The following is a 25,033-nucleotide window of genomic DNA, read 5'->3' on the forward strand; positions in this document are numbered from 1 at the left end:
GATGGTGAACCTGCCGACGGCGGGGGTGGACTACCACGTGCCCTTCGGCGGCCGCAAGGGATCGAGCTACGGCCCGCGCGAGCAGGGCAGGTACGCCCAGGAGTTCTTCACCGTGGTGAAGACGGCCTACACGCTGGCTTGAGTGCCTGTTTCCCCCTCCCGGAAAGGCAGGGGGTCGATCACCGGGTGCGGATCGCGGCCTTGGGGCGGAACGCCTTGCAGACCGCGTCGTCTGTTTCCAGATAGGGTCCGCCAATCAGGTCGATGCAATAGGGGACCGCGGCAAAGATGCCCGGCACTGCCTGGGTCCCGTCCGCGTTCTTCAGCCCCTCGAGCGTTTCGGCGATCGACTTGGGCTGGCCTGGCAGATTGATGATCAGGCTCTGGTTCCGGATCACCGCAACCTGGCGCGACAGGATGGCGGTGGGCACGAAGCGCAGGCTGATCTGCCGCATCTGCTCGCCGAAGCCCGGCATTTCCTTGTGCGCCACGGCGAGCGTCGCCTCCGGCGTCACGTCGCGCAGCGCCGGCCCGGTGCCGCCGGTCGTCAGCACCAGCGAACAGCCCGCATCGACCAGCTCGATCAGCGCAGCGCTGATACCGGCTTGTTCGTCGGGAATCAGCCGCGACTCGAAGGTGAGCGGATTGCGGAGCGCGCGCTGAAGCCATTCCTGCAGCGCAGGCAGGCCCTTGTCTTCATAGACTCCGCTCGACGCACGATCGCTGATCGACACGATCCCAATGCGAACGGGATCGATCGGCGAAGGTCCGCTCATGCGTCCTCCTCGCGCGACTGGGCGGCGGCTTCGGCCGCATGGTCGTCCGTGCCGTGCACGCTCAGTTGCGCACGGACGAGCTGGAACACCTCACGGTAGGCCTTGCCCTGGCGCGGCGCTTCGCCGGGCGGGCCAGCCTTGATGTCCTTGCGCGCCTGGCGGATCAGGGCGCGCAGCTGCTGGGCGTCGGTGCCAGGATGGGTTTCGATCCAGCCGCCCAACGCATCGTCGTCGGCGATCAGGCGGTCGCGCCAGCGCTCGGCATCGTGCAGCACGGCGGTTTCCTGCGCGGGACCGCGGTTCTGCTCATCGAGCGCCGAGCGCACCGTGTCGAGCGTGGCGGCGTCGAGGCCGCGCATCAGCTTGCCGATGAACTGCATCTGGCGGCGCTTGCCCTCGAAGTTGGTGATGCGCTTGGCTTCCTCGATGGCGTCCTTCAGCTTGTCGCCGAGGTCGAGCTTGTCGAAGAGGCCGGCGCGCAGCGTGAGCAGCGCTTCGCCGAGCGCCTGGAGTTCGGCGCTTTCGCGTTTGAGGTCGGTCTTGCTTGCCGCGTCGGTGCCTTTGAGCTCACGTTTGAGCTCAAGGTCGAGTTCGCTGCCTTCGGCGACGAACTGGCCGCGGACGAAGTAGCCTTTTTTGGGTTTGCGGGACATAGAGGCAATCGTTGGCCGCACCATCGGGAACAGGGGGCGCAAGTATCATAGCCAACACATGACCACATCTTCCTCGCGCGCCGATTCCGGCTTCGCCTACAGCCGTCCCTTCTTCGAAAACCTGGTCGATTCGGCCTTGGCCCACGCCAAGAAGCTCGGAGCGACCGATGCCGGCGCCGAGGCGTCCGAGGGCTGCGGCCTGAGCGTCTCCGTGCGCAAGGGCGAGCTCGAGAACGTCGAGCGCAACCGCGACAAGTCGCTTGGCGTCACGGTGTACGTCGGCCACCGCCGCGGCAATGCCAGCACCTCCGACTTCTCCGAGGCCGCCGTGGCGCAGACCGTGCAGGCGGCCTACGACATCGCGCGGTTCACGGCCGAGGACCCGGTCAGCGGCCTGCCCGACGAAGCCGACATCGCCAAGGAGCAGCCCGATCTGGACCTGTTCCACCCCTGGGACGTCACGAGCGAGCAGGCGGCCAAGCTGGCGCTCGAATGCGAGGCCGCCGCGCTGTCCACCGACAAGCGCATCACCAACAGCGAAGGCGCGGGCGTCTCGGCGCAGCAGAGCCACTTCTTCAGCGCCCACACGCGCGGCTTCCGCGGCGGCTACGCCAGCTCGCGGCACTCGATCTCGGTGGCGCCGATCGCCGGCAAGGGTGACGACATGCAGCGCGATGCCTGGTACAGCTCCATGCGCTCGGCCGATGAGTTGGCCAGCGCGCAGGCCGTCGGCCGCTATGCGGCGGAGCGCGCTCTGAGCCGGCTCAAGTCACGCAAGATCAAGACGACCGAGTGCCCGGTGCTGTTCGAGTCGCCGCTGGCCGCCGGCCTGCTGGGTGGGCTGGTGCAGGCCACGAGCGGCGGCGCGCTGTATCGCAAGAGCACCTTCTTGCTCGATTCGCTGGGCAAGCCGGTGCTGCCGAAGCATATCGATGTGGTCGAGGATCCGCACGTGCCGCGCGGCAAGGGCAGCTCGCCCTTCGACGACGAAGGCGTGGTCACGCGCAAGCGCAAGGTGGTCGACGGGGGGCGGCTCGAGGGCTATTTCCTGAGCACCTATTCGGCGCGCAAGCTGGGCATGAAGACCACCGGCAATGCCGGCGGATCGCACAACCTGACGCTGACCTCGCGGCTCACGAAGAAGGGCGACGACCTCGATGCGATGCTCGCCAAGCTCGGGACCGGCCTGCTGGTGATCGAACTGATGGGGCAGGGCGTCAACTACGTGACGGGCGACTACTCGCGCGGCGCGAGCGGCTTCTGGGTCGAGAAGGGCCGGATCGCGTTCCCGGTGCAGGAAATCACCATCGCGGGCAACCTCAAGGACATGCTGATGGGGATCGAGGCGGTTGGGGCCGATGCCTACAACTATGGGGCCAAGACGACAGGGTCGCTGCTTGTCAATCGCATGAAGGTCGCTGGGAGCTAGGCTCGCCCCCAGGCTTGCCCACTTCGTGTGGCCGCCCACCCCCTGCCGGGGGCAACACCTGCGGCCCGGCTAAGCCGGTTCCGCGGTGTTTCCCGCGCTGAGGGCGTCGCGGACCCTGATGATGACTTTGACGTAGGGCGCTGCGAAGTTGTCCAGGGGGGCGTCGGCCGTCAGCCAGCTGAAGCTGAATACGAGTCCGTCTTCCTCCGGGCTGCCCATGGCTACGTGGTCGAAAGTCTCGGGCAAGGGGGCCTCGTGGCGCATCAGGAACAGGTGCCAGAGCTGGGGATGGCGGTGCTTGTTGCCTTCGACGCCCGCTTCGCAGTAGCGGTCGATGGTGCCGAGCGCCACCAGGTCGCTGGTGAAGTGAATGCCGGATTCCTCCAGCAGCTCGCGGCGCACCGCGTCTTCAGGGGCTTCACCGGGCTCGATGGTTCCCTTGGGCAACTGCATGCTCTTGTCCTCGGGGTGGTGGAACACGAGGAGTCGACCTTGGGCGTCCACCAGGCAGGCGCAGGCCTTGAGGACGGGGCTTGCCGCCATGCGCGTCAAGCGCCCGAGAGCGCGGCCTTCACCGCGGAGCTGACCTGGCCCATGTCGGCCTTGCCGGCCAGGCGCGTCTTGACGACACCCATGACCTTGCCCATGTCGCCCGGGCCCTTGGCGCCGAGCTCTGCGACGATGGCCTTGACCTCGACAGCCACCTCGTCGGCGCTCATGCGCTGCGGCAGGTAGGCCTCCAGCACCTTGATCTCGGCGGCTTCCTTGTCGGCCAGGTCGGTACGGCCGCCCTGGGTGAACGCGGCGACAGAGTCCTTGCGCTGCTTGACCATCTTGTCGAGAACGGCCACCACCGCTGCGTCGTCGAGCTCGATGCGCTCATCGACCTCTTTCTGCTTGAGGGCGGCGAGCAGCAGGCGAATGGTGCCCAGGCGCTCCGAGTCCTTGGCGCGCATCGCGGTCTTCATGTCTTCGGTGATCTGGTCCTTGAGACTCATGGCTGGCTTTCTTTGGCGGTCAAAAAACAAAAGCCGCGGCAGGTATTCCTGGCGCGGCTCGGAAGCTGCTGAACCGGGCGTCGGCCTGAAGCCAACGCGGCGGGTGCTTAGTACAGCTTCTTGGGGAGCTGCATGCTGCGCACGCGCTTGTAGTGGCGCTTGACGGCTGCTGCCTTCTTGCGCTTGCGCTCGGCGGTCGGCTTTTCGTAGAACTCGCGGGCACGCAGGTCGGTCAGCAGGCCGAGCTTTTCGATGGTGCGCTTGAAGCGGCGCAGCGCGACGTCGAACGGCTCGTTTTCTTTTACGCGGATGGTGGTCATTTAAGAATCGGTTGGTTGAATTTGGCCTGGGGAAGATCGGGCCCCGGGCCGGGGTTCCTCAACTGAAAATGGGGTAGGCCGTTGAGGGGAGGCCAAAGTTAGCCAGACATTATAGCGTCAGCTTGGGCGTCGAGTGCCAGTGCCTGGGCGCAAGCGTGGGCGCTGGCCCAGGCCCACTGGAAGTTGTAGCCGCCCAGCCAGCCGGTAACGTCCACCACCTCGCCGATGAAGTACAGGCCGGGCTGCTTCGATTCCATGGTTTGCGACGACAGGTCGCGCGTGTCGACGCCGCCCGCCGTGACTTCGGCCTTTTTGTAACCTTCAGTACCGCTGGGTGTGATCTGCCAGCGCGTGATGCGCTCTGCCAACGCTGCCAGCGAGCGATCTGCAGCTTCGTTGATCGGTCGCTGAAGGGCGGCGTCTTGCCCGACCCAGGCGTCGGCGAGGCGCGAGGGCACCAGCGCCGCGAGTTCGTTGCCGATCCGCTTGCGCGAACGCTGCTTGGCCTCGCCAAGCGATGCGGCGACGTCGGTCCCGGGCGCGAAGTCGATGGTGAGGGGGGCGCCCGGGCGCCAATAGCTGGAGATCTGCAGCACAGCCGGGCCCGAGAGGCCGCGGTGCGTGAAAAGCAGATCTTCGAGAAAGCTCATCCGCTCCTTCTTGGTGCCTGTCTCGATCTGCACCGGCAGGGCCAGACCGGCCAGCCCCGCGTACGGTTCCCAGGCCTCGCCGCCGAAAGTCATTGGCACGAGCGCCGGGCGTGGCGTGACGACGCGCACCCCGAACTGGGTGGCGATCCGGTAGCCGAAGTCGCTGGCGCCGATCTGCGGAATGGAGAGTCCGCCGGTCGCAATGACCAGGCGCGGCACCTTGACGCTGCCGCGACCAGTCTCGACCTGGTAGCCGTCCTGCTCAGAGAACGAGATGCCGGCCACGCTGCACGGCTGCCAATGCGTGACATTCCCGGTCGCGCATTCGGCCAGCAACATGTCGATGATCTGCTGCGAGGGGCCGTCGCAGAACAATTGGCCCTTGTGCTTTTCATGGAAGGCGATGCCGTGGCGCTGGACCAGCTCGATGAATTGCTGCGGCGTGTAGCGCGAGAGGGCCGAGCGGCAGAAATTCGGGTTGTCGCCGATGAAGTGCCGCTGCGGCGCGCGAACGTCCAGGTCGCGATTGGTGAAATTGGCTCGCCCGCCGCCGGAGATGCGGATCTTCTCGGCGATGCGCTCGTTGTGGTCGAGCAGCAGCACCTTCAGCCCGCGTTGGCCGGCGAGGGCCGCGCAATACAGGCCTGCGGCACCCGCGCCGATGACGACGACGTCGAAGCTGCTCAACGTGCCGCGTCCATCTGCCGCATCAGGTGCCGAAGCGCGTGGCCGGCATGCCGGCCGCCGCCAGACCGCGAAGCACGTCGCCCACGACGATCACCGAAGGGCTGGCCAGCCCCGCCGCGTCAATGTCGGCGCGCAGTCGGGAGAGCGTGGTCGCGACGTGCCGCTGCTGCGGCAGGGTCGCGTGCTGGATGACGGCCACCGGCGTCTCGCCGGGCAAGCCGTGGAGCAACTGGTCCTGGATGTGCGCGACGCCGGAGACGCCCATATAGATCACGAGCGTGAGCCGCGCGTCGCGTGCCGTGGCGGCGAGCTTTTGCCAATCGGTCGGATGCTCCTCGGCCGAATGGCCCGTCTTGGCGTGGCCGGTGACGAACACGACGCCCTGCGCATGTTCGCGGTGCGTCAGCGGCACGCCCAGCGCCGTGACGGCAGCCAGCCCGGCCGTGATGCCATTCACGACGCGCACTTCGATGCCCGCCTCGCGCAGGTGCTCGACCTCTTCGCCGCCGCGGCCGAAGATGAACGGGTCGCCGCCCTTCAGGCGCACGACGGTCTCGCCCTCGTGCACCGCGGTGATCATCAGGCGCTCGATGAAGGCCTGCGGCGTGCTGCGGCAGCCGCCGCGCTTGCCCACGTGCACGATGCGCGCACCGGGGCGGGCATAGGCCAGGATCTCTTCGCTGACGAGGTCGTCGACCAGCAGCACCGTCGCTGCCTGGATGGCCTTGACGGCCTTGATGGTGAGCAGTTCCGGGTCGCCGGGGCCAGCCCCGACGAGGGTGCAACTGCCGTGATGTGAAAGGGTACTCATTCGGTTTCCACCTGTTGCCGTTCTTCCGCTGCTTGCGCCAGTTGCGCCAGCTGCAGGATCTGCGCCACCTGCTGGGCAATCGCATCGGGCACCGGCGTCTCGCCCGCCAGCACGCGCCGCGTGTAGTCGGCGGTCGTCTCGATGTCGATTGCGTCGGGAAGGCCCGGAACTTCGACCTGGGTGCCGGGCTGCCGGGCCTGCAGTTCCACGCGCCGGCCGTTCACAAAACCGTCGACCTGCGCGACGCGGCGCGGATCGGCCGCGCTTTCGCCTTCGAGGCCGCGCGAGAGCAGGGCCGTCGTGCCCATCAACTCGAAGGTCGCCGCCATCGACTCGGCATAGGCTGGATGCGTGTAGCTGCCGATGACCACGCAGGTGCCCGCGCCTGGCTGCATCAGCTTCACGACGCTGTGCCCCGGGTTGCGCAAGCCGACCACGCGGCGCACGTCCAGCAGGCGCTTGAGGCCGGGGCTCAGCAGTTCCGTGGGCGCAAAGACGACTTCGCCGTTCCGGATGGGCCGGACGGCGGTGAGCGCAGGCACACCCAGCACCGCAAGCACGTTGGACGCCAGCACCCGTGTCGACTCAGTGGCCGCGCCATGAACGAGCACCGGCAGCCCTTCGCGGGCGAGCAGAAGCGCCAGCAGCGGCGTGAGCACCGGGAGCCGGCGCGCCCCGTTGTAGCTGGGCACCACGATCAAAGGGCGATCGGTGGCGGGAAAACGGTCCAGCCGCTCATGCGTCGCATCGAGAAAGCCAGCCATCTCCTCGGGCGTTTCGCCCTTGATGCGCATGGCCAGGCAAAAGGCGCCGGTCTCCAGGTCGGTGACGGTGCCGTCCAGCACCTGGCCGAACAGGTCGAGCGCCTGCGCGCGATTGAGCGGCTTCGCGCCGCGCGCGCCGCGGCCGATTTCCTTGATGTACTGGCTGATTCCCATGGGTGGATGGATTGTCCTGCATGACTTATTACGCAAACCGGGCCTGCTTATGCCCCGAAGCGCGGGAGGGTCTGTAGCCATCACGGCGCCTCCGCCAATGCCGGTGAGGCGCCGGCGCGCACCATTCGCTTGAGTTCGGGAAGACAGGAGCCGCAATTGGTGCCGCACTTCAGCGCGCCCTGAAGCTTCGCGAGCCGCTGATCGTCCGGTCCGGAAATCACGGAGAGCTGCTCGCTGATCGCCGTCTGCGTCACTCCGAAGCAACTGCAGATCACCTTGCCGCGCGTGACCACGCCGCCGGGCGCCGCAGCGCCGGGCCGCAAGAGTTGACGACCGTAGGCCTGGGCGGGCAGACGGTCTTGCAGCAGTGCCTTGATCCAGGCTTCAGCGCGGGTGTCGCCCCCCAGCAGGAAGCCTTCCAGGCGAGCGTCCGCGCCGTCGCGTACCAGCCTGACCGCCCGACGCTGTCCGCGCTTGATGTCGGCATAGCGCAGTGTCTCGGCGCCGCCCAGCGCGAGCAAACCCTCGATCTGCGCGAGCAAGGCGTCCGGCGGCGCCTCGTGCGCGGCCGCGCGAAAGAGGATGCCCGTGCGTTCTCCTCCGCTGCCCTCCAGCGCACCGCCGGTGCCAAAAGGCACGCAGCTCGCGAAAGGGAAGCCCTGCATCAGGCCGCGAAGCGTCGCGAGGGTGTGCAAGACCGCGTCCTGGGGCAGCCAGGCAGCGGCGAGCAGCGACCAGGGCAGTTCGGCCTTCAGGATCTTCACCGCGGCGTGCTTGAGCTCGGGTTGCTTCGAATCGGGGCAGAAGCTCGGCGTCGTCAGCGCGTTGACGCCGGCAAGCCGTTTGCCCGTGCTGGACGAACCGCTCAGGTACTCGCCGCCCCAGTGCATCGCGATGAAGGCCTGGCTCAAGCCCACCTCGGCGCTGGCCGCGACCGGCACCACGATCGAGCCTCGGCGCGAGGTCACGTGCACGAGGTCGCCCTCGGCGATCTGGCGGCGCGCCATGTCCTGCGGATGCATCTGTACCGTCGGCTCCGCCGCATGGCCGAACAGCCGTCCCAGCGTCCCAGTGCGGCTCATGCCGTGCCATTGGTCGCGCAGTCGGCCGGTGTTGAGCGAGAAGGGGTAACGGGCCTCGCGCGCCTCCGTCACCGCCTTGTAGGGCGTGTCCGCGAAGCGGGCGCGGCCATCCGGTGTCGGGAACACGCCGTCTTCGTAGAGCCGCGCGCGGCCTGTCGTCTCGCCTTCGCGCAAGGGCCATTGCTGCGGCCCGGTTTCGAGCATGGCGTAGCTCATGCCGGTGATGTCGAGGTCGCGGCCGCGGGTGGATTCGCGGTGCTCGTTCCAGACCGACTCGGCGTCGGCATACGGGAAGAGCGTCCCCGCGCGGCCCAGCCTTTCCTCGAGCCGGCGCGCAAAAGTCACGCCGATCGACCAGTCGTCGCGCGCTTCGCCCGGCGCGGGCACGGCCGGCCGCACGCGCGAAATGCGCCGCTCGCTGTTGGTCACGGTGCCTTGCTTTTCGCCCCAGGTGCTGGCCGGCAGCAGCAGGTCGGCATAGTCGCAGGTGGCGGTGGTCGAAAAGGCTTCCTGCACCACCACGAACTCGCAGCGTTCGAGCGCGCGCCGAACGGTCGCCTGGTCGGGCATCGATTGCGCCGGGTTGGTGCAGGCGATCCACAACGCGCGGATTTCGCCATCGGCCGCGGCCTGGAACATCTCGACCGCCGTCTTGCCGGCGCGCTGCGGAACGTCCGGCAGGCCCCACAAGGCCGCAACCTCGGCGCGGTGCTGCGGATTCGCAAGATCGCGGTGTGCCGAGAGCAGGTTGGCGAGGCCGCCCACTTCGCGGCCCCCCATCGCGTTGGGCTGCCCGGTGAGCGAGAAGGGGCCGGCACCGGGCTTGCCGATCTGCGCGGTCGCCAGGTGCAGGTTGATCAGCGCCGCATTCTTGGCCGTGCCGGACGAGGACTGGTTGAGACCCTGGCAGTAGAGGCTCAGAGTCGCTGCCGAGGTCGCGAAGAGGCGGGCTGCCTCCAGCAGGTCTTCCTTGGAGATGCCGCAGACCTGCGCCACGCGGTCGGGGGTGCAGTCGCGCACCGTGGTCTTCAGCGCATCGAAGCCGCTGGTGTGCTGGGTGATGTAGCGCGCATCGGTCCAGCCTTCCCACAGCATCAGGTGAAGCATGCCGTTGAACAGCATCACGTCGGTGCCCGGCTGGATCGGCAGGAAGAGGTCCGCGATCTCCGCCGTGTCGGTGCGACGCGGGTCCGCCACGATGATCTTCATGGCCGGGTTCGCCGCCTTCGCATCCTCGATGCGCCGGAACAGGATCGGATGCGCCCAGGCGGTGTTGCTGCCCACGATGAAGAGGCACTGCGCATGCTTCAGGTCGTCGTAGCAGGCGGGCGGGGCGTCGGCGCCGAGGGTCTTCTTGTAGCCCGCGACCGCGCTGCTCATGCACAGGCGCGAATTCGTGTCGATGTTGTTGGTGCCGACCAGACCCTTGGCGAGCTTGTTGAAGACGTAGTAGTCCTCGGTGAGCAACTGGCCGGAGACGTAGAAGCCGACCGCGTCCGGGCCATGGTCGCGGATGACCTGGGAGAACTTTTCGACGGCCACATCCAGCGCGCCGTCCCAACTGATCGCTTCGGGCGCGGAACCGCGCGTGGCCCGCTGCATCGGCCGCAGCAAGCGCGTCTGCATCGTGACCGCCGCGCTGGCCGTCAGGTGCAGCGTCGACCCCTTGGTGCACAGGCGGCCGAAGTTCGCCGGGTGTTCAGGATCGCCGCGCACGCCGGTGATTTGCGCGCCATCGGACTCGATGATCACGCCGCAGCCCACGCCGCAGTAGGGGCAAGTCGAGCGTGTTTCCTTCATGGCGCGTCCTCAGGCTTCGATGGCGCGCCGGGGTCCGGCGATCGGGCGCTCGAGATCGGTGGCATGCGATGCCAACTCGTCCGCATCCAGGTGCACCACGCCATCCGCGACCTTCACCGCGAAGCGCGGCGTGCAGCCTTCGTCCGGCGATTTGGCGCATCCGTCGTCGAGGCCGATGGCCCAGTTGTGCAGCGGACAGGCCACGCTCGTGCCGAAGACGATGCCCTGGCTCAGCGGTCCGCCCTTGTGCGGGCAGCGGTCGAGCAGTGCGAAGACATGGTTCTCGGCATTGCGGAACAGCGCCACGTCGACACCCGCAGCCCGGCTCACGCGGCGCGCGCCCAGCACCGGGATGTCGTCGACGCGGCAGATGACTTTCCATTCACTCATGGTGCTTCCTTTCAGGCAGCCTGCGCGGAGGCGCTTGCAGCATCGACCGTGGCGACGGGCCTGAACTGCCGCACGTCCACCGAGGCCTGGCTCGACTCGAACCAGGGATCGGGCTCGCCGTCCAGCGCGAACTGGAGGCGCTCCCAGAGGGCCTTGCGTCCTTCGGCGTCGTCGAGAATCCTCTTCTTCACGTGATCGAGGCCGACGCGCCCGATGTAGTGCACCGTGCGCTCCAGGTACCAGCCTTCCTCGCGGTAGAGCTGCAGGAAGGCGCCGGCGTACTCCATCACTTCCGCGGAGGTCTTCACCTTCACGAGGAACTGCGCCACCTCGGTCTTGATGCCGCCATTGCCCCCCACGTAGAGCTCCCAGCCCGAGTCGACGCCGATCACGCCGACGTCCTTGATGCCCGCCTCGGCGCAATTGCGCGGGCAGCCGGAGACCGCGAGCTTGACCTTGTGCGGCGAGTACATCGCCCACAGGGCGCGCTCGAGGTCCTTGCCCATCTGCGTCGAGTCCTGCGTTCCGAACCGGCACCATTCGCTGCCCACGCAGGTCTTCACCGTGCGTAGCGACTTCGCGTAGGCAAAGCCCGAAGGCATGCCGATGTCCTTCCAGACGCCTTCCAGGTCTTCCTTCTTCACGCCCAGCAGGTCGATGCGCTGGCCGCCGGTGACCTTGACCGTCGGGATCTTGTACTTGTCTGCCGCGTCCGCGATGCGGCGCAGTTCATCGGGCGTGGTGTGGCCGCCCCACATGCGCGGGATCACCGAATAGGTGCCGTCCTTCTGGATGTTGGCGTGGCTGCGCTCGTTGATGAAGCGGCTCTGCGGATCGTCCTTCGCCTCCTTGGGCCAGGTCGAGATCAGGTAGAAGTTGACGGCCGGACGGCAGGTCGCGCAGCCGTTGGGCGTGCGCCAGCCCAGATTGCGATACACCGCGTCGTGCGTGAGGTAGTGCTCCTTGCGGATGGCGTCGCGCACGTCCTGATGGCTCACGTCGGTGCAGCCGCAGACGGCTTTCTTCTTCGGCGTGGCCGAGTAGTCGCCGCCTGCCGTGAACATCAGGATCTGCTCGACCAGCCCGGTGCAGGAGCCGCACGACGCGCTGGCCTTGGTGTGCTTCTTGACCTCTTCGAGCGTGAACAAGCCCTTGTCCTTGATCGCCTTGCAGATGGTGCCCTTGTTGACGCCGTTGCAGCCGCAGACCTCGGCCTCGTCGGGCATCGAGGCGGCCTTGCTGTGGCCCTCGTGCCCGGTGTCGCCGATATTGGATTCGCCGAACATCAGCTTGTCGCGGATGTCGTGGACGCTGCGGCCGTCGCGCAGCAGCTTGAAGTACCAGCTGCCGTCGACCGTGTCGCCGTACAGGCAGGCGCCCACCAGCTTGTCGTCCTTGATCACCAGCTTCTTGTAGACGCCGCCGAAGGGGTCGCTCATCACGATCTCCTCGGTGCCTTCGCCGCCCATGAACTCCCCGGCCGAGAAGAGATCGATGCCGGTGACCTTGAGCTTCGTCGAGGTCAGCGAGCCCATGTAGCGGCCGATCCCGAACTGCGCCAGGTGATTGGCCGCGACCTTGGCCTGCTCGAAGAGCGGCGCGACCAGCCCGTAGGCGATGCCGCGGTGCGCCGCGCACTCGCCGACCGAATAGATGCGCGCATCGGTCACGGTCTGCATCGTGTCCGTGACGACGATGCCGCGGTTCACGTGCAGGCGCATCTTCTCGGCCAGCCCGGTGTTGGGGCGAATGCCGACGGCCATCACCACCAGATCGGCCGCCACTTCGGTGCCGTCCTTGAAGCGGATGGCCTTCACCCGGCCGTCTTCACCGCCGACCAGGTCCTGCGTCTGCGCGCCCATGAGGAACTTGAGGCCCCGGTCCTCGAGCGACTTCTGCAGCAGCTTGCCGGCCACGTCGTCGAGCTGGCGCTCCATCAGCCAGGGCATGACGTGCACCACGGTGACGTTCATCCCTCGCAGCATCAGGCCGTTGGCAGCTTCGAGGCCCAGCAGGCCGCCGCCGATGACCACCGCGTTCTTGTGCGTGCGCGCGGTCTCGATCATGTAGTCGGTGTCGGCGATGTCGCGGTAGGCAATCACCCCCTTCAGGTCCTTGCCGGGGACGGGAAGGATGAAGGGATTGGAGCCGGTGCACATCAGCAGGCGGTCATAGGCTGCTTCGGTGCCGTCCTCGGCACGCACGATGCGCTTGACGCGGTCGACCTCCACCACCTTCTTGCCGGCGTGCAGGGTGATGTGGTTCTCGGCATACCACTCCCAGCTGTTGAGCACGATCTCGTCGACGGTCTGCTCGCCGGCGAGCACCGGCGACAGCAGGATGCGGTTGTAGTTGGGGTGCGGCTCGGCACCGAACACGGTGATGTCGTAGAGGTCGGGCTCGATCTTGAGCAGTTCCTCGATCGTGCGCACGCCGGCCATGCCGTTGCCGACCATCACGAGTTTCATCTTCTTCATGGCGTGGGACCTTTCGTCGATTCAATCAGCGAGTTGCCCAGGGCGCACGTGGAGAATCGCGCCATGAGCTTTGAAGTGGACATCGGGTACAGCAGCCAGCGCGGGCCGCGCGAGGTCAACGAGGACTTCGCCGGCGCGGTGCATGCGCCGCGGGGGGAGGAAGCGCGCGGACTGATCGCGGCCATTGCCGATGGCGTATCGACCGGCGGGCGCGGCCTGGAGGCCGCACAGACCACCGTGATGGGGCTGCTGGGCGACTACTTCGCCACGCCCGACACCTGGGAGCCGACCGTGGCACTCGATCGCCTGATCAGCGCGCAGAACGCCTGGCTGGCCGACCACAACCGTCGGCGCCAGGGTGGAGGCACTGCGCTCACCACGCTGACCGCGCTGGCGTTGCATGGGCAGAGCTACACGCTCGCGCACGTCGGCGACACGCGCGCCTGGCGCGTGCGCGCGGATGGCGAGGACGCCACGCCGCTGACCCACGACCATGCCTTCGAGCATCCCGACCTGCGCAGCCGCCTGACACGCGCCGTCGGCCTGGACGACCAGGTGCGCATCGACTACGTCCAGGGGGATGTGCGCATCGGCGACTGCTTCGTGCTCAGCTCCGACGGGGTGCATGGAGTGCTCAAGGCGCGCCAGCTCGCTTCGATCGCGCTGAAGGGCAGCGCGGGCGAAGCCAGCGATGCGCTGGTGCATGCGGCGCTGGCCGCCGGAACCCGCGACAACGCGACAGCGCTGGTGATTCGCGTCATCGGACTGGATGCGCGGCAACTCGACGATGAACTGGGCGACGTGCGACGCCTGGCTCCGCCGCCCCCCCTCAAGGTGGGCGACGAGATCGACGGCTACGTCATCACAGCGCGGGTGGCCGACACCGGTGTGCACCTGCTCTACCAGGCGCGTCAGCTGGCGACGCGTGACCTGGTAGCTCTCAAGACCTTGCACCCGTCGCGCGCCGGCGATCCGCAGGAGCGCGCGATGCTGGCGCACGAAGCCTGGCTGGGCCTGCGCGTGAGCGCCCGTGCCGACAGTGGCTTCGTGCGCGTTCACGAACGCGCCGGGGATGCGAGCGCCCTGTACACCGTGTTCGATTGGCATGGCGGCCGGACGCTCGAGCAGATGCAGAAATCCGGCCGACGCGGCGCTGTCGCCGAAGTCGTGGCCGCGGCGATCGAAGTGACCCGCGCGCTCGGACGCCTGCATCGCCACGGCGTGGTGCATCGCGACATCAAGCCGGGCAACCTCCACCTCGGCGACGACGGACGCTGGCGCATCCTGGACCTGGGCGTCGCGCTGTCCGGACGCGAAGGCGCAGCCCAGCGGGAACTGCATGCCGGTACGCCGAGCTACATCAATCCGGAGCAGTGGCAGGGCGGGGTCGCCGACGGGGCGAGCGATCTGTTCGCACTGGGCGTCACGCTCTACCAGTGGCTTGCCGGGCGCTTGCCCTACGGCGAGATCGAGCCCTACCAGGTAGCGCGCTACCGGCGCGATCCCGCCGCGCTGTCGCGCATACGGCCCGATGTGCCGATGTGGCTCGACCACCTGGTGCGCAAGGCGGTCGCGCGCGATCCGCGGGAGCGCTTCGAGACTGCCGAGGAATTGCTGCTGGCGCTGGAGCGGGGTGCTTCGCGACCCGTCAACGCCCCGAGCGCCACGCCGCTCGTTCGCCGCGATCCGGCGGCGCTTTACAAGATCGCGCTCGCCGTGTCGTTGCTGCTCAATGCGCTGCTGGTGTTCTGGTTGCTCTTCCTGCCCCGGACCTGAGCACACCCCCAGGCTCGCGCATTTCGTGTCGCTCTCCACCCCCTTGCAGGGGGCCATGCCGGCGGACCGGCGGAGCCGGGTCCGCGGCATTCCTCGCAGGGGGGGTGTCGAGGAGGTCATGCGTTGCGGGCTTTGGTGAACTTGGCGGGGGCAGGCTGGTGCGTCGTGGTGCGGGCGCGGCCGCCTTTTTCGGCCCAGGTGCGGGTCCAGCGGATCTGCATCACGCGCATGACGCCGAGCATGACGAGGGAGAGTGCGGCGAAGAAGACGAAGCCCCAGAGGTAGCTGCCGAGGTATTGCTTCGAAAGGCCCATGGCATTGGGTACGAGGCCGCCGCCGAGCGCGCCGATCTCGCCGATCATGGAGCCGGCCACCGCCGTGCTGGCCGGCCAGCGCAAGGGGACGAGCTGGAAAAGTGCACCGTTGCCCGCGCCCAGCGCGGCGAAACAGGTGATCAGCAGCAGCGTGGTGAGCGCCAGGGATGCCGACGACATGCCCACCAGCACCAGGCTGACCGCCACCACCAGCAGGACCAGCGTCAAGGTGTTGACGCCCCCCCAGCGGTCGGAAATCCACCCGCCGATCACGCGCACGGCGGCTCCCATGAAGGCCGCCAGCATGGTGAGTTGGCCGGCTTGCACCTTGCTCACGCCGAACTGGTCGTAGTAGTAGGAGGGCAGGAAGGTCGTGAGGCCGATGAAGCCGCCGAAGGTCACGCCGTAGATCAGGCTGAACACCCAGCCGTCCTTCTCGAACAGGCAGGCGATGTGCTCGCGGAAGCTCGCGTGGCTGTCGACGTCCGGCGGCTCCTTGGCGTAGACGATCATCACGACCATCGGCAGCAGGATCGCAATGGCCGCGACGCCGTAGACGCTCTGCCAGCCCAGCCATTGCGCGAGCGGCGGCGCCACCAGCACCGACACCGCCGTACCGACATTGCCTGCACCCACCAGGCCCATCGCGAGCCCCTTGTGCTGCGGCGGGAACCAGCCCGAGCCGAGCGAAAGCGCCACGCCGAAGCTCGCGCCAGCGATGCCCAGCAGCACGCCCATGGCGATCAGGTCGTTGAAGCTCTTGACGAAGAAGAAGCCGAACAGCATCGCGACGGCGATGAGGCCCATCTCGACCAGCGTTGCCTTCTTGCGTCCGATGTATTGGGACAGGATGCCCAGCGGGAAGCGCATCAGCGCGCCGGCAATGATCGGCACCGACAGCATCAGCCCCTTCTGGGCCGGAGACAGGTTGAACGTTTCGCCGATGAAGGGCGCCATGGCGCCGTTGAGCACCCAGATGCAGCACGAGAAGGCGAAGTACAGGAAGGCCGCGAACAAGGTCGGGCTGTGGCCTGATTGCAAGAAGGACTTGAAGCTGGACATGGCTCTCAGTGCGAAATGCCGCGGCGCGGCCGTTGGCGGGCCGTGTCTTCGGACGAGGTGGGGGCGGTGTGCCGACAGCAGGCGCTGGCGGCGCGAGGGGTGTGTCCGGCCATTGCCTCGCCGGACTGCGTGCAGATGCCTGCCGCTTCACCAAAGCGGTGCTTCGTTACACCGCGCGTCGTTTTACGCAAGAGACGTGCCAATGCGCATCCGCCCGCGTGACCTATGCTTCCGAGTCCAGATCGATCCCTGCCGTGAATCCCCTTCTTGTCGTCCTGCCCCACGAAGCCACGGATCTCCCCGAGGTGCTGCAGCTGGCCTTGCGCGGCCCCGAGGCTTCGGCGATCGAGCTTGCGACCAGCCGCACGGTGGTCGTTCGGGCCGAAATGCTTTCGCCTGGCGAAATCCTGATCTGCGTGCCTGAGCCGACGCAGGATCTCCTCGATGCGCTGCAAGCCTGGTCGGGCGTGCCGCCTTGCGCGCTGTGCCTCGTCTGCGGACCGATGGGTCGCGAGGCGCACGAGAAACTGGCGGCGCTCGGCGTGCACGCCTGGGAGTCGATCGAAGCCCTGGAGGCGCAATCCCTCGATGCGGTGCGGGGCCGCGCACGCGCACGCTGGCAGCGGGAGGCCGCCTTGCGCACCGAGTTGGAATCGCTGCGCACCCGCCTGGACGAGCGCAAATGGATTGATCGCGCCAAGGGTTTGCTGATGTCGGCGCGAGGCATCGGCGAGGACGAGGCTTTCGGCCTGCTGCGCGGTGCGGCCATGCATGCCAATCTGCGCCTGGGCGAAGTCTCGCGCTCCGTGGTCGAGGCCTCGCGCTGGGCGGAAGCGATCAATCGCGCCGGGCAATTGCGCATGCTGTCGCAGCGACTGGTGCGCGTGGCGGCGCAGGCGCTGCTCGGAATCGACACGCGGCGAGCGCGCGTCCAGCGAACGCAATCGGCGGAGCGGGTGCAGGACAACCTCGATCATCTCGCCGCCCTCGAACTCGAAGACGCCGGCGCGCGGGCGCTGACCGATGCCCGTGTGGCGTGGCACGGCCTGGAGACTGCGCTCGCAGTGCGCCTCGGACCCCGGACGCTGGCCGATGTCGATGAAAGGGCCGATGTCTTGCTATCGGCCGCAGAGGCGCTGACGGACGCGCTGGAAGCCTCCGGTGCGCGGCGGGCGCTGCGCATTGTCAATATCTGCGGGCGCCAGCGCATGCGGGCGCAGCGTCTGGCCAAGGATGCGCTGCTGGCGTCCACCATGTCAGGTGACGCCTCGCGCGAACAGTTGTCGACGACGATGGACGAGTTCGAGTCCGCCTTGCTCGAACTGGAACGGGCTCCCTTGAGTTCTCCCGAGATCCGCACCGCGCTGGCGGCCGCCCGCGACGAGTGGCGGCAACTGGTGCACGGCGTGCGAGAGGTCGACAGCGCCGCGGGACGCGCCGCACTGGTGCGTTCCAGCGATGCGCTGGTCGACACCTTCGACCGTCTCACCGCGTCGTACGAACACAGTCTGCAGGTCATCATGTCCTGACTCCGGTCGCGCGTCGCCCGGCGCGCAGCGCCGCCTCAGGCGGCGGCCTTCTCCACGTGCGCCTGGCGTGTGTAGAGGAAGTCGATCACGGCCTTGCGTGCGTGCACGTAGACCGGGTCTTCGGCGAGTTCGACGCGGTTGCGCGGGCGCGGGATGTCGATGGCCAGCACCTCGCCGATCGTGGCGGCGGGGCCGTTGGTCAGCATCACGATACGGTCCGACAGAAGCACGGCCTCGTCGACATCGTGCGTCACCATGACGACCGTGCTGTGCGTCTTCTGCACGATGGCGAGCAGTTCGTCCTGCAGCTTGGCACGCGTAAGGGCATCGAGGGCGCCGAAGGGTTCGTCCATCAGCAGGACCTTGGGTTCCATCGACAGCGCGCGCGCGATGCCCACGCGCTGCTTCATGCCGCCCGAAATCTCGCCGGGGCGCTTTTGTGCGGCAGCGGTGAGGCCGACCAATGCCAGCGCCGCTTCGGTGCGCGACTTGAGTTGCGCCTTGCTTTCGGTCGATGCGAATACGCGTTCGACGGCGAGGTATACGTTCTCGTGGCAGGTGAGCCAGGGCAGCAGCGAATGGTTCTGGAACACCACGGCGCGCTCCGGGCCGGGGCCCTTGATCTCGCGGTTGGCGCAGAGCAGGACGCCCTGTGTCGGCGTGGCGAGTCCGGCGACCAGGTTCAGCAGCGTCGACTTGCCGCAGCCCGAATGGCCGATGAGCGTGATGAACTCGCCCTTCGCCACACTGAGGGTCACGTCGCGCAGCGCGAGGAAGCTGCCCTTGGCCGTTTTGAAGCGCTGCTCCACACCCTGGATCTGGATGTACTTGCTGTCGTCGTTCATGCTTTCACCTCTTCGAACGTGAATGCGGTGGCGATCCTGATCAGCGCGAACTCGAGCACGAGGCCGACGATGCCGATGACGAAGATCGCGATGATGATGTTGGCGACGTTGAGGTTGTTCCATTCGTCCCACACCCAGAAGCCGATGCCCACGCCGCCGGTCAGCATCTCGGCCGCGACGATCACGAGCCAGGCGGTGCCGACGGCGAGGCGCACGCCGGTCAGCATGTAGGGCAGCACGGCGGGAAAGAGGATCTTGGTGAAGATCTTCCATTCGCTGAGGTTCAGCACCTTGGCGACGTTCATGTAGTCGCTCGGCACGCGCTGCACGCCGACGGCTGTGTTGATGATCATCGGCCAGATCGAGCAGATGAAGATGGTCCAGATGGCCGCCGGATTGGCACCCTTGAACACCAGCAGCCCGATCGGCAGCCAGGCCAGCGGCGAGACCGGGCGCAACAGGCTGATCAGCGGGTTGAACATGCGCGAGAGGAATTCGAAGCGCCCGATCGAGAACCCCGCCGGAATGCCTACGGCGGCTGCGAGTCCGAAGCCCAGGCCCACGCGCTGCAGCGACGAAAGCACGTTCCAGCCCACGCCCTGGTCATTGGGCCCCTTGCTGTAGAACGGGTCGCTGAACACCGTCAGGGCCTGCTGCCAGGTCGCCAGCGGCGAGGGGAAGCCGGTGGTGCTTTTCATCGCGACCAGTTCCCAGATCAGAATCAGGAGCGCGAAGCCCAGAACGGGCGGCAGCACGCGCAGCCACAGAGCGCTGAAATCGCGCGGTGGGCGCGGCTCGGGTTCAGCGTGCTTGGCCGGAGCCATTGGCCTTGCGGCGGCAACGGCCTTCGCAGCGGCCGGCATGGCCGGGGTCGCGTCGAGAGGGGAATGAAAGACGGCACTGACCATGGCGTGCTCCTCAGACGTGGACCTTGAACGATTCGGCGTACTGCTTCGGGTTCTTGCCGTCCCAGACGACGCCGTCGAAGAGCTTGCTGCTGCGCATCGTTTCCTTGGGCACGGAAGTCTTCGTGGCCGCGGCGGCCTGCTTGTAGATGTCGATCTGATTGATCTGAGTCGCCACCTGCAGGTAGTCCGGATGCTCCTTGAGCAGTCCCCAGCGCTTGTGCTGCGTGAGGAACCACATGCCGTCCGACAAGTACGGAAAATTCACCGCGCCGTCGTTGAAGAACTTCATGTAGTTGGGGTCGTCCCAGTTCTTGCCGAGGCCGTTGGTGTAGCGGCCGAGGATGCGCTGGTTGATCGCGTCGACGCTGGTGTTGACATAGCTCTTGTCGGCGATGGTCTCGGCCATCTTGTTCTTGTTCTGCAGGCCGGCGTCGATCCATTTGCCGGCTTCGAGGATGGCTGCCGTCACCGCACGAGCGGTGTTCGGGTACTTCTTGACGAAATCGCCGGTGGTGCCGAGCACCTTTTCAGGATGGTCCTTCCAGATGTCCTGCGTCGTGATGGCGGTGATGCCGATGCCATCCATGATCGCGCGCTGGCCCCAGGGTTCACCCACGCAATAGCCATCCATGTTGCCGACGCGCATGTTCGCGACCATCTGCGGCGGCGGCACGGTGATGACCTTCGCGTCCTTCAGCGGATCGATGCCGTTGGCGGCCATCCAGTAGTAGAGCCACATCGCGTGGGTTCCGGTGGGAAAGGTCTGCGCGAAGGTGTATTCCGCCTTGTTGGCTGCCATCACCTTGGCCAGCGACGCGCCGTCCACCGCGCCCTTGTCGGCGAGCTTCTTCGACAGCGTGATCGCCTGGCCGTTGTTGTTGAGCGTCATCAGCACGGCCATGTCCTTCTTGGGGCCACCGATGCCGAGGTGCACGCCGTAGACCAGGCCGTAGAGCACGTGCGCGAAGTCGAGCTCGCCGTTGACGAGCTTGTCGCGCACGCCGGCCCAACTCGCTTCCTTGCTGGGCACGATCTTCACGCCGTACTTCTTGTCGATGCCGAGCACCGACGCCATGACGACGCTCGCGCAGTCGGTGAGCGGAATGAAGCCGATCTTGACTTCCTCCTTCTCGGGCTTGTCCGAGCCCTGGGCCCAGACGGCGGCGCGCAGCGCGGGGTCGAGCCCCACGACGCCGGCGGCAGCGGCCTGCAGCACGCGTCTGCGACTGAGTTTGGATGTCAGCGAATCGGTCATGGGGCGAACTCCGAAGTGGAAAAAGGGCAAAGCAGAAAACAAAAAAGGCGTCCTCACCGCGCAGGGCTGCTCGAGAACGAGCCCTTGCGGGTGGGGACGCCTTTGTCCGGTTCGGTGGGCCGCACCCGCCGTTGGATGCCGCCTGCCTACAGACCTCCGTTGGTCTATGGGCAGGTTGATTGCAAGCTACGTGCCAGCGCTCTCGAAGCTTTGATTGCTATAAAAACGATAGCTTCAAGTCGTTGCCAGAATTGGCTTTGATGGCAATCGGCGTCTCAGGCCGACGCAGGCGCATTTGTTGTGCGGCGCACCATTCCGGACCGGTGGCCAGCTCAGGACGATGCATCCTTGGGCAGGTATTCGGCCATGGCGAGCACCGACTCGGCGACATCGATCAGCCGACGATTCTGGTTCATGGCGGTTTGCCGCAGCATCTTGTGCGCCTCCTGTTCGCTGATCCGCCGATGCGCCATCAGCAGCCCTTTGGCGCGCTCGACCAGCTTGCGTTCGTTGAGCGCGGCGCGCACGGTGCCGAGTTCGTCGCTCATCGCCTGGAGGCGGTGCGATTGTTCCTGGACCATGTCGAGGATCGATCGCTCCAGCTGCCGGCCGTACGGCGCAGGATCCACCGTCGACGGCCCGTCGAAAAACGCGGCGGCCGCCGCGTCCGGCTGGCCGCTGACCTTGGCCAGCAGGGCCTGGTGAGCCAGCAACTCGGTGTGCGCTTGGGCGGTCTTCTGCTGGCAGATCCGGTGGAGGTCGTCGGCGAGGCGTTCCTCGATGGAGCGCATGGTGTCGATCCGACGGGTGCAGCAATCGAACCACGCCTGGCTCAACTCGGTGTCGAGCGCCACTCCTGCCGGCGCCGCACAGGCGATGCGGCGAAGCCGCTCCAGTTCAGCCGTCTGCGTGGTGGGCAGGCTTGCACGCCAGATGTCGACCAGGTCCCGGGCCGAGAACTCGGTGAACACCTGGAAGCAGCGCTCCTGCGAGTCGATGAGATGCAGCCATTGCTGCTGTCGGGTGCTGTCGTTGTGTCCCGACGCGAAGGCCGCGGCTCCGCAGGCGCGTTCCTGCCCCGCGAACTCCTTGCCCTGCATGAAATTGAAGAGCGCCACGAGCACGCGCGAGACCTCCGGGTCCGTAGCGCCGTCGGCCGCTTCGAACACCACGGCGAGCAGGCCCGCGATCAGCTTGACGAAGGCGGCGGTCGATTCCGCCGCATCCACCTCCAGCGCGCCGATGCGGCGTCGCAGTTCCGGCAGAGCGTTCAGCCCCGGCAACACCCAGGCGATGCGGCTGAACAGCCGCGCGCCGTTGCCGATGCGGGCGGTTTCCGCCTCCAATTGCTCGAAACCCAGCCGCGTCGCTTCTTCCATCCGCAGGCACTCGGCGATCTGCTCGTCACGTTGCGTGCCGAAGCGCTGGCCTTGCGACGCCAGCAGCACGTTCGAGATTCCCCGCTCGCGCTGCAGGGCATGCACCAGGCGGCTGATCGTCCCGACCAGTTGACTGGTCCGGTCGAGCTGCTCCAACCCGTCGATCTCGCATCGCAGGGCGGCAACCAAAAAGCTCAAGCCAGATTTCATCGTTGTGTTCGAGTCTCTATCTATATACCTGGGGGTGAGCCCATTCCAGCAACATCCGTGCCCCGAAAACGGGCGCGACCTACACTCGCTGCATGTTTGTATTGGGAATCGAATCGTCTTGCGACGAAACCGGGGTCGCCCTCGTCGAGGCCGGGGAGAGCGGTTTGCCGCGCCTGGCCGCGCACGCGCTTCACAGCCAGATCGCCATGCACCAGGCCTATGGCGGCGTGGTGCCCGAGCTGGCGAGCCGCGACCACATCCGCCGCGTTCTCCCGTTGGCGCAAGCCGTGTTCGACGAGGCCGGCCAGAAGCTCGCGGACGTGGACGTGGTGGCGTACACCCGCGGTCCGGGGCTCGCCGGCGCCTTGCTGGTCGGTGCCGGCGTGGCTTGTGCGCTGGGAGCGGCGCTCGGCAAGCCCGTGCTTGGCGTGCACCATCTGGAAGGGCATCTGCTGTCGCCATTCCTGAGCGAGGACCCGCCGGAGTTTCCATTCGTGGCCTTGCTGGTGTCCGGCGGGCATACGCAACTGATGCGGGTCGACGGGGTCGGGCGCTACGAGTTGATGGGCGAGACCATCGATGACGCCGCGGGCGAAGCCTTCGATAAAAGCGCCAAGCTGATGGGCCTGCCTTATCCGGGCGGTCCCTGGCTCGCCAAGCTGGCGGAAGGTGGCGATGCGTCGGCATTCAAGCTGCCACGTCCCCTGCTGCACAGCGGCGACCTCGACTTCTCGTTCGCCGGGCTCAAGACGGCGGTGCTTACGCAGGCCAAGAAGCTGGGCGGCGAGCTGGAGGCGCGCAAGGCCGATCTGGCGGCATCGACCCAGGCCGCGATCGTGGAAGTCCTGCTGAAGAAATCTCTGGGCGCCATCGAGCAATCGGGCCTGAAGCGGCTGGTGGTCGCCGGCGGCGTGGGCGCCAACCGGGCATTGCGAGAGCAACTGAACGCGGCATGCGCGAAACGCGGGGTGCGCGTGCACTACCCCGAGCTGCACCTGTGCACCGACAACGGCGCGATGATTGCCATGGCTGCCGCCATGCGCCTTCAGGCCGGCATGCAGTCGCCAACCGAGCGCTATGCCTTCGACGTCAAGCCGCGATGGCCGCTGGCGTCGCTGACAGAGACGTCGCAGTCCGCGTAGATCCGCTCCTGGCCAGCGATGGCAGAGGAAGCACGTCGAGCACCTTGCGCCAGAGCTTCGACCATTGGGGCCAATCGTGCCCACCCTCCGTGGTGAACACGCGGCCGGCCGGCAGCGCATCCGCCAGCAATTGATGATTGGCTGCGAAACGGTCGCTGAGCCCGAAGCCCAGGTACAGCGGCGGCAGGTTCTCCGCACGCTGTGGCGATGCATATTGCTGCAGCCAGGGCCAGAGCTTGCGATCGACTTCTTCGTCCGGTGGCGGTCCTTCGGGCGCCTTCCAGGCACGCAGGCCACCGGCCTTGTTGATTTCCGCGCCGATGGGACGACGTCCAAGGTAGGGCGCCAGCGCCACGATGCCGTCGACGGCGCCAGGCTTTGCCAGTTCGTGGATCAGCGCTCCGAATCCGCCGATTGAAATGCCCACCAGCCAGATCGCCTTGTAGCCCAGCGCGCGCTGAGGCTGGATGACGTCATGGTGCAGCCGCTCGATGAAGGTCTGGTCGTAGTAGTACGACACGTCGGCATCGACCAGCAGGGCGTCGGCGGCCAGTTCGCGCTCCCTGACGGCATGAACGAAGCCTTCGCGCTCGAATTCTTCAGGCTTGAGGAATGCCCCCGGCAGGAACACCAGGAGGGTGTCCGAACGGGCTTCGTCTTCTGCAACCTTCAAGTGCGTCTTCATGGTGCTTCGTCGGGCGCCTCGCGTCTGCTGCCATCACAGTCCCGGACGCTTCCAGCGCAAGTTAAGAGGAAAGCATTGAAAAAAACGTCACAGAACGTGACGAAATACGCACCGATTGTGAGTCAAAAACACATCGGGCCGGCAACTGAAAGTTACCGGCCCGTGTATTGCCTTTTTGGAATTCGAGGAGGCGACTCTTCAGTTGATGGCGAGCTGGGCGACGTTGCTGACCGGAACCAGCTTGCCCAGCTTGATCGTCAGCACGCCGTTTTCGAGCTTGGCTTCACTCGCGGCGACATCGATGTCCTGGGGCAGCTCGTAGGCCGCCTTGAACTTGCGCTTGGCTTCTGCCTTGCTTTCGATACGAACGACGGCACCTTCGATGCCGATCGTGAGGTCGTCACGCGACAGGCCCGGGACGTCGAGCGTCAAGGTCCAGGTCTTGTCGTCCTGTTCGACATTGAGGGAGCGTTGCGCGCCGGAAAATGCCTCGTTGACGAAGCGCTCCAGGCTGCGGTCATACGAACGCGGAACGAAGCGGGCGGTGCGAATGGCGGGTGCGAAAAACATGGCGAGAACTCCTGAGCGATGAGGATGGGGACAAGAAATGTGTGTCCCGTACACTGCGCGGCGTTTCAACAAGACCAGTGCCGCATGCCTCCTCAACTAGGAGCGGCCTCAGGGACTTTCAAGCAATGAATCCAAGCTTTATTTGCCGTCGTGCCGCCTTGAAATTCGGCGTCTCGGCACTATGCGCATCGGCGTTCGGTCTGGCCCAAGCGCAGTCCGCCCCCCCCATCCGTATCGCGCTCGTCGAGAGCATGAGCGGCCCTTTCGCCAACACCGGCGAGGCGGTGTTCCGCAACATCCTGTGGGCGGTCGAGAGAGTCAATGCGCGCGGCGGCGTCAAGCTGCCG

23 protein-coding genes and 1 pseudogene are annotated in these 25,033 nt (G+C 66.7%); 6 read left to right on the forward strand and 18 right to left on the reverse strand.

Annotated features, from left to right (window positions below; genetic code table 11):
- A partial coding sequence (locus QTH97_RS34970) for an aldehyde dehydrogenase family protein (RefSeq protein WP_286573271.1) occupies window positions 1-142 on the forward strand: 142 nt, incomplete at its 5' end.
- 37 nt (window positions 143-179) lie between these two features.
- On the opposite strand, the gene mog is transcribed toward QTH97_RS34970, so the two are convergent.
- Window positions 180-776: a molybdopterin adenylyltransferase gene (gene mog / locus QTH97_RS34975; RefSeq protein ID WP_286573239.1), complete on the reverse strand. Its 597-nt coding sequence runs from the start codon at window positions 774-776 to the stop codon at window positions 180-182.
- Complete coding sequence (yjgA, locus tag QTH97_RS34980; protein ID WP_286573241.1) at window positions 773-1,429, reverse strand: ribosome biogenesis factor YjgA; 657 nt, start codon at window positions 1,427-1,429, stop codon at window positions 773-775. Before yjgA ends, mog begins: the two co-directional genes overlap by 4 nt.
- Window positions 1,430-1,487: 58 nt before the next feature.
- On the opposite strand from yjgA, the gene pmbA reads away from it, so the two are divergent.
- Window positions 1,488-2,858 carry a metalloprotease PmbA gene (gene pmbA / locus QTH97_RS34985; RefSeq protein ID WP_286573243.1) on the forward strand — a complete coding sequence of 457 codons (1,371 nt, stop codon included), beginning with the start codon at window positions 1,488-1,490 and terminating at the stop codon, window positions 2,856-2,858.
- Window positions 2,859-2,927: 69 nt separating this feature from the next.
- Here the strand turns inward: pmbA and QTH97_RS34990 are convergent, their stop codons facing one another.
- The 9 genes from QTH97_RS34990 to nirB all read right to left on the reverse strand — a co-directional run bounded on the left by QTH97_RS34990 (window position 2,928) and on the right by nirB (window position 13,011).
- A complete protein-coding gene (locus QTH97_RS34990) occupies window positions 2,928-3,401 on the reverse strand; it encodes an NUDIX domain-containing protein (RefSeq protein WP_286573244.1) in 474 nt (157 codons plus the stop codon).
- A 5-nt stretch (window positions 3,402-3,406) separates the two neighbouring features.
- Window positions 3,407-3,856 carry a GatB/YqeY domain-containing protein gene (locus QTH97_RS34995; protein WP_286573245.1) on the reverse strand — a complete coding sequence of 150 codons (450 nt, stop codon included), beginning with the start codon at window positions 3,854-3,856 and terminating at the stop codon, window positions 3,407-3,409.
- A gap of 107 nt (window positions 3,857-3,963) precedes the next feature.
- Window positions 3,964-4,176 (reverse strand): 30S ribosomal protein S21, encoded by a 213-nt coding sequence (rpsU, locus tag QTH97_RS35000; protein ID WP_007833691.1) that lies wholly within the window; start codon window positions 4,174-4,176, stop codon window positions 3,964-3,966.
- A 98-nt stretch (window positions 4,177-4,274) separates the two neighbouring features.
- The gene (locus tag QTH97_RS35005; protein WP_286573246.1) at window positions 4,275-5,513 is read right to left on the reverse strand and encodes a BaiN/RdsA family NAD(P)/FAD-dependent oxidoreductase; all 1,239 of its coding nucleotides are present in this window, start codon (window positions 5,511-5,513) and stop codon (window positions 4,275-4,277) included.
- Window positions 5,514-5,535: 22 nt separating this feature from the next.
- Window positions 5,536-6,324 carry a uroporphyrinogen-III C-methyltransferase gene (gene cobA, locus QTH97_RS35010; RefSeq protein ID WP_286573247.1) on the reverse strand — a complete coding sequence of 263 codons (789 nt, stop codon included), beginning with the start codon at window positions 6,322-6,324 and terminating at the stop codon, window positions 5,536-5,538.
- Window positions 6,321-7,262, reverse strand: a complete 942-nt coding sequence (ybiB, locus tag QTH97_RS35015) for a DNA-binding protein YbiB (protein WP_286573248.1) — start codon at window positions 7,260-7,262, stop codon at window positions 6,321-6,323. Before ybiB ends, cobA begins: the two co-directional genes overlap by 4 nt.
- Before the next feature lie 80 nt (window positions 7,263-7,342).
- Window positions 7,343-10,144: a nitrate reductase gene (locus QTH97_RS35020; protein WP_286573250.1), complete on the reverse strand. Its 2,802-nt coding sequence runs from the start codon at window positions 10,142-10,144 to the stop codon at window positions 7,343-7,345.
- 9 nt (window positions 10,145-10,153) lie between these two features.
- Entirely contained in the window at window positions 10,154-10,534 is a 381-nt protein-coding gene (nirD, locus tag QTH97_RS35025) for a nitrite reductase small subunit NirD (protein ID WP_286573251.1), read from the reverse strand.
- Between the two features lie 11 nt (window positions 10,535-10,545).
- On the reverse strand, window positions 10,546-13,011 hold the full coding sequence (gene nirB, locus QTH97_RS35030; RefSeq protein WP_286573253.1) for a nitrite reductase large subunit NirB: 2,466 nt from the start codon (window positions 13,009-13,011) through the stop codon (window positions 10,546-10,548).
- Between the two features lie 63 nt (window positions 13,012-13,074).
- On the opposite strand from nirB, the gene QTH97_RS35035 reads away from it, so the two are divergent.
- Entirely contained in the window at window positions 13,075-14,787 is a 1,713-nt protein-coding gene (locus QTH97_RS35035; RefSeq protein WP_286573255.1) for a bifunctional protein-serine/threonine kinase/phosphatase, read from the forward strand.
- A 116-nt stretch (window positions 14,788-14,903) separates the two neighbouring features.
- On the opposite strand, the gene QTH97_RS35040 is transcribed toward QTH97_RS35035, so the two are convergent.
- On the reverse strand, window positions 14,904-16,163 hold the full coding sequence (locus QTH97_RS35040; protein WP_286573257.1) for an MFS transporter: 1,260 nt from the start codon (window positions 16,161-16,163) through the stop codon (window positions 14,904-14,906).
- Between the two features lie 254 nt (window positions 16,164-16,417).
- Between QTH97_RS35040 and QTH97_RS35045 the strand changes: the two genes are divergently transcribed.
- Entirely contained in the window at window positions 16,418-17,692 is a 1,275-nt protein-coding gene (locus QTH97_RS35045) for a type IV pili methyl-accepting chemotaxis transducer N-terminal domain-containing protein (protein WP_286573259.1), read from the forward strand.
- Between the two features lie 35 nt (window positions 17,693-17,727).
- Here QTH97_RS35045 and QTH97_RS35050 read toward each other — a convergent pair whose 3' ends face one another.
- The 4 genes from QTH97_RS35050 to QTH97_RS35065 form a co-directional block, all read right to left on the reverse strand.
- Complete coding sequence (locus tag QTH97_RS35050; protein ID WP_286573261.1) at window positions 17,728-18,537, reverse strand: ABC transporter ATP-binding protein; 810 nt, start codon at window positions 18,535-18,537, stop codon at window positions 17,728-17,730.
- Window positions 18,534-19,445, reverse strand: a complete 912-nt coding sequence (gene ntrB / locus QTH97_RS35055) for a nitrate ABC transporter permease (protein WP_286573262.1) — start codon at window positions 19,443-19,445, stop codon at window positions 18,534-18,536. Before ntrB ends, QTH97_RS35050 begins: the two co-directional genes overlap by 4 nt.
- Window positions 19,446-19,455: 10 nt before the next feature.
- Complete coding sequence (locus QTH97_RS35060) at window positions 19,456-20,700, reverse strand: CmpA/NrtA family ABC transporter substrate-binding protein (protein WP_286573264.1); 1,245 nt, start codon at window positions 20,698-20,700, stop codon at window positions 19,456-19,458.
- Between the two features lie 332 nt (window positions 20,701-21,032).
- Window positions 21,033-22,289 (reverse strand): nitrate regulatory protein, encoded by a 1,257-nt coding sequence (locus QTH97_RS35065; RefSeq protein ID WP_286573266.1) that lies wholly within the window; start codon window positions 22,287-22,289, stop codon window positions 21,033-21,035.
- Window positions 22,290-22,381: 92 nt separating this feature from the next.
- On the opposite strand from QTH97_RS35065, the gene tsaD reads away from it, so the two are divergent.
- The gene (tsaD, locus tag QTH97_RS35070) at window positions 22,382-23,431 is read left to right on the forward strand and encodes a tRNA (adenosine(37)-N6)-threonylcarbamoyltransferase complex transferase subunit TsaD (protein ID WP_286573267.1); all 1,050 of its coding nucleotides are present in this window, start codon (window positions 22,382-22,384) and stop codon (window positions 23,429-23,431) included.
- Here the strand turns inward: tsaD and QTH97_RS35075 are convergent.
- Together QTH97_RS35075 and QTH97_RS35080 are read right to left on the reverse strand one after the other, a co-directional pair.
- Window positions 23,379-24,116 carry an alpha/beta hydrolase gene (locus QTH97_RS35075; RefSeq protein WP_286573269.1) on the reverse strand — a complete coding sequence of 246 codons (738 nt, stop codon included), beginning with the start codon at window positions 24,114-24,116 and terminating at the stop codon, window positions 23,379-23,381. The two genes, tsaD and QTH97_RS35075, sit on opposite strands and share 53 nt — an antisense overlap.
- A 198-nt stretch (window positions 24,117-24,314) precedes the next feature.
- Window positions 24,315-24,686, reverse strand: a complete 372-nt coding sequence (locus tag QTH97_RS35080; protein WP_286573270.1) for an Hsp20/alpha crystallin family protein — start codon at window positions 24,684-24,686, stop codon at window positions 24,315-24,317.
- Between the two features lie 125 nt (window positions 24,687-24,811).
- On the opposite strand from QTH97_RS35080, the pseudogene QTH97_RS35085 reads away from it, so the two are divergent.
- Window positions 24,812-25,033: pseudogene (locus QTH97_RS35085) on the forward strand (branched-chain amino acid ABC transporter substrate-binding protein); the annotation flags it as partial.

Origin of the sequence: Variovorax gracilis (assembly GCF_030317115.1) — a bacterium.
Classification (GTDB): Bacteria; Pseudomonadota; Gammaproteobacteria; order Burkholderiales; family Burkholderiaceae_C; genus Variovorax; species Variovorax gracilis.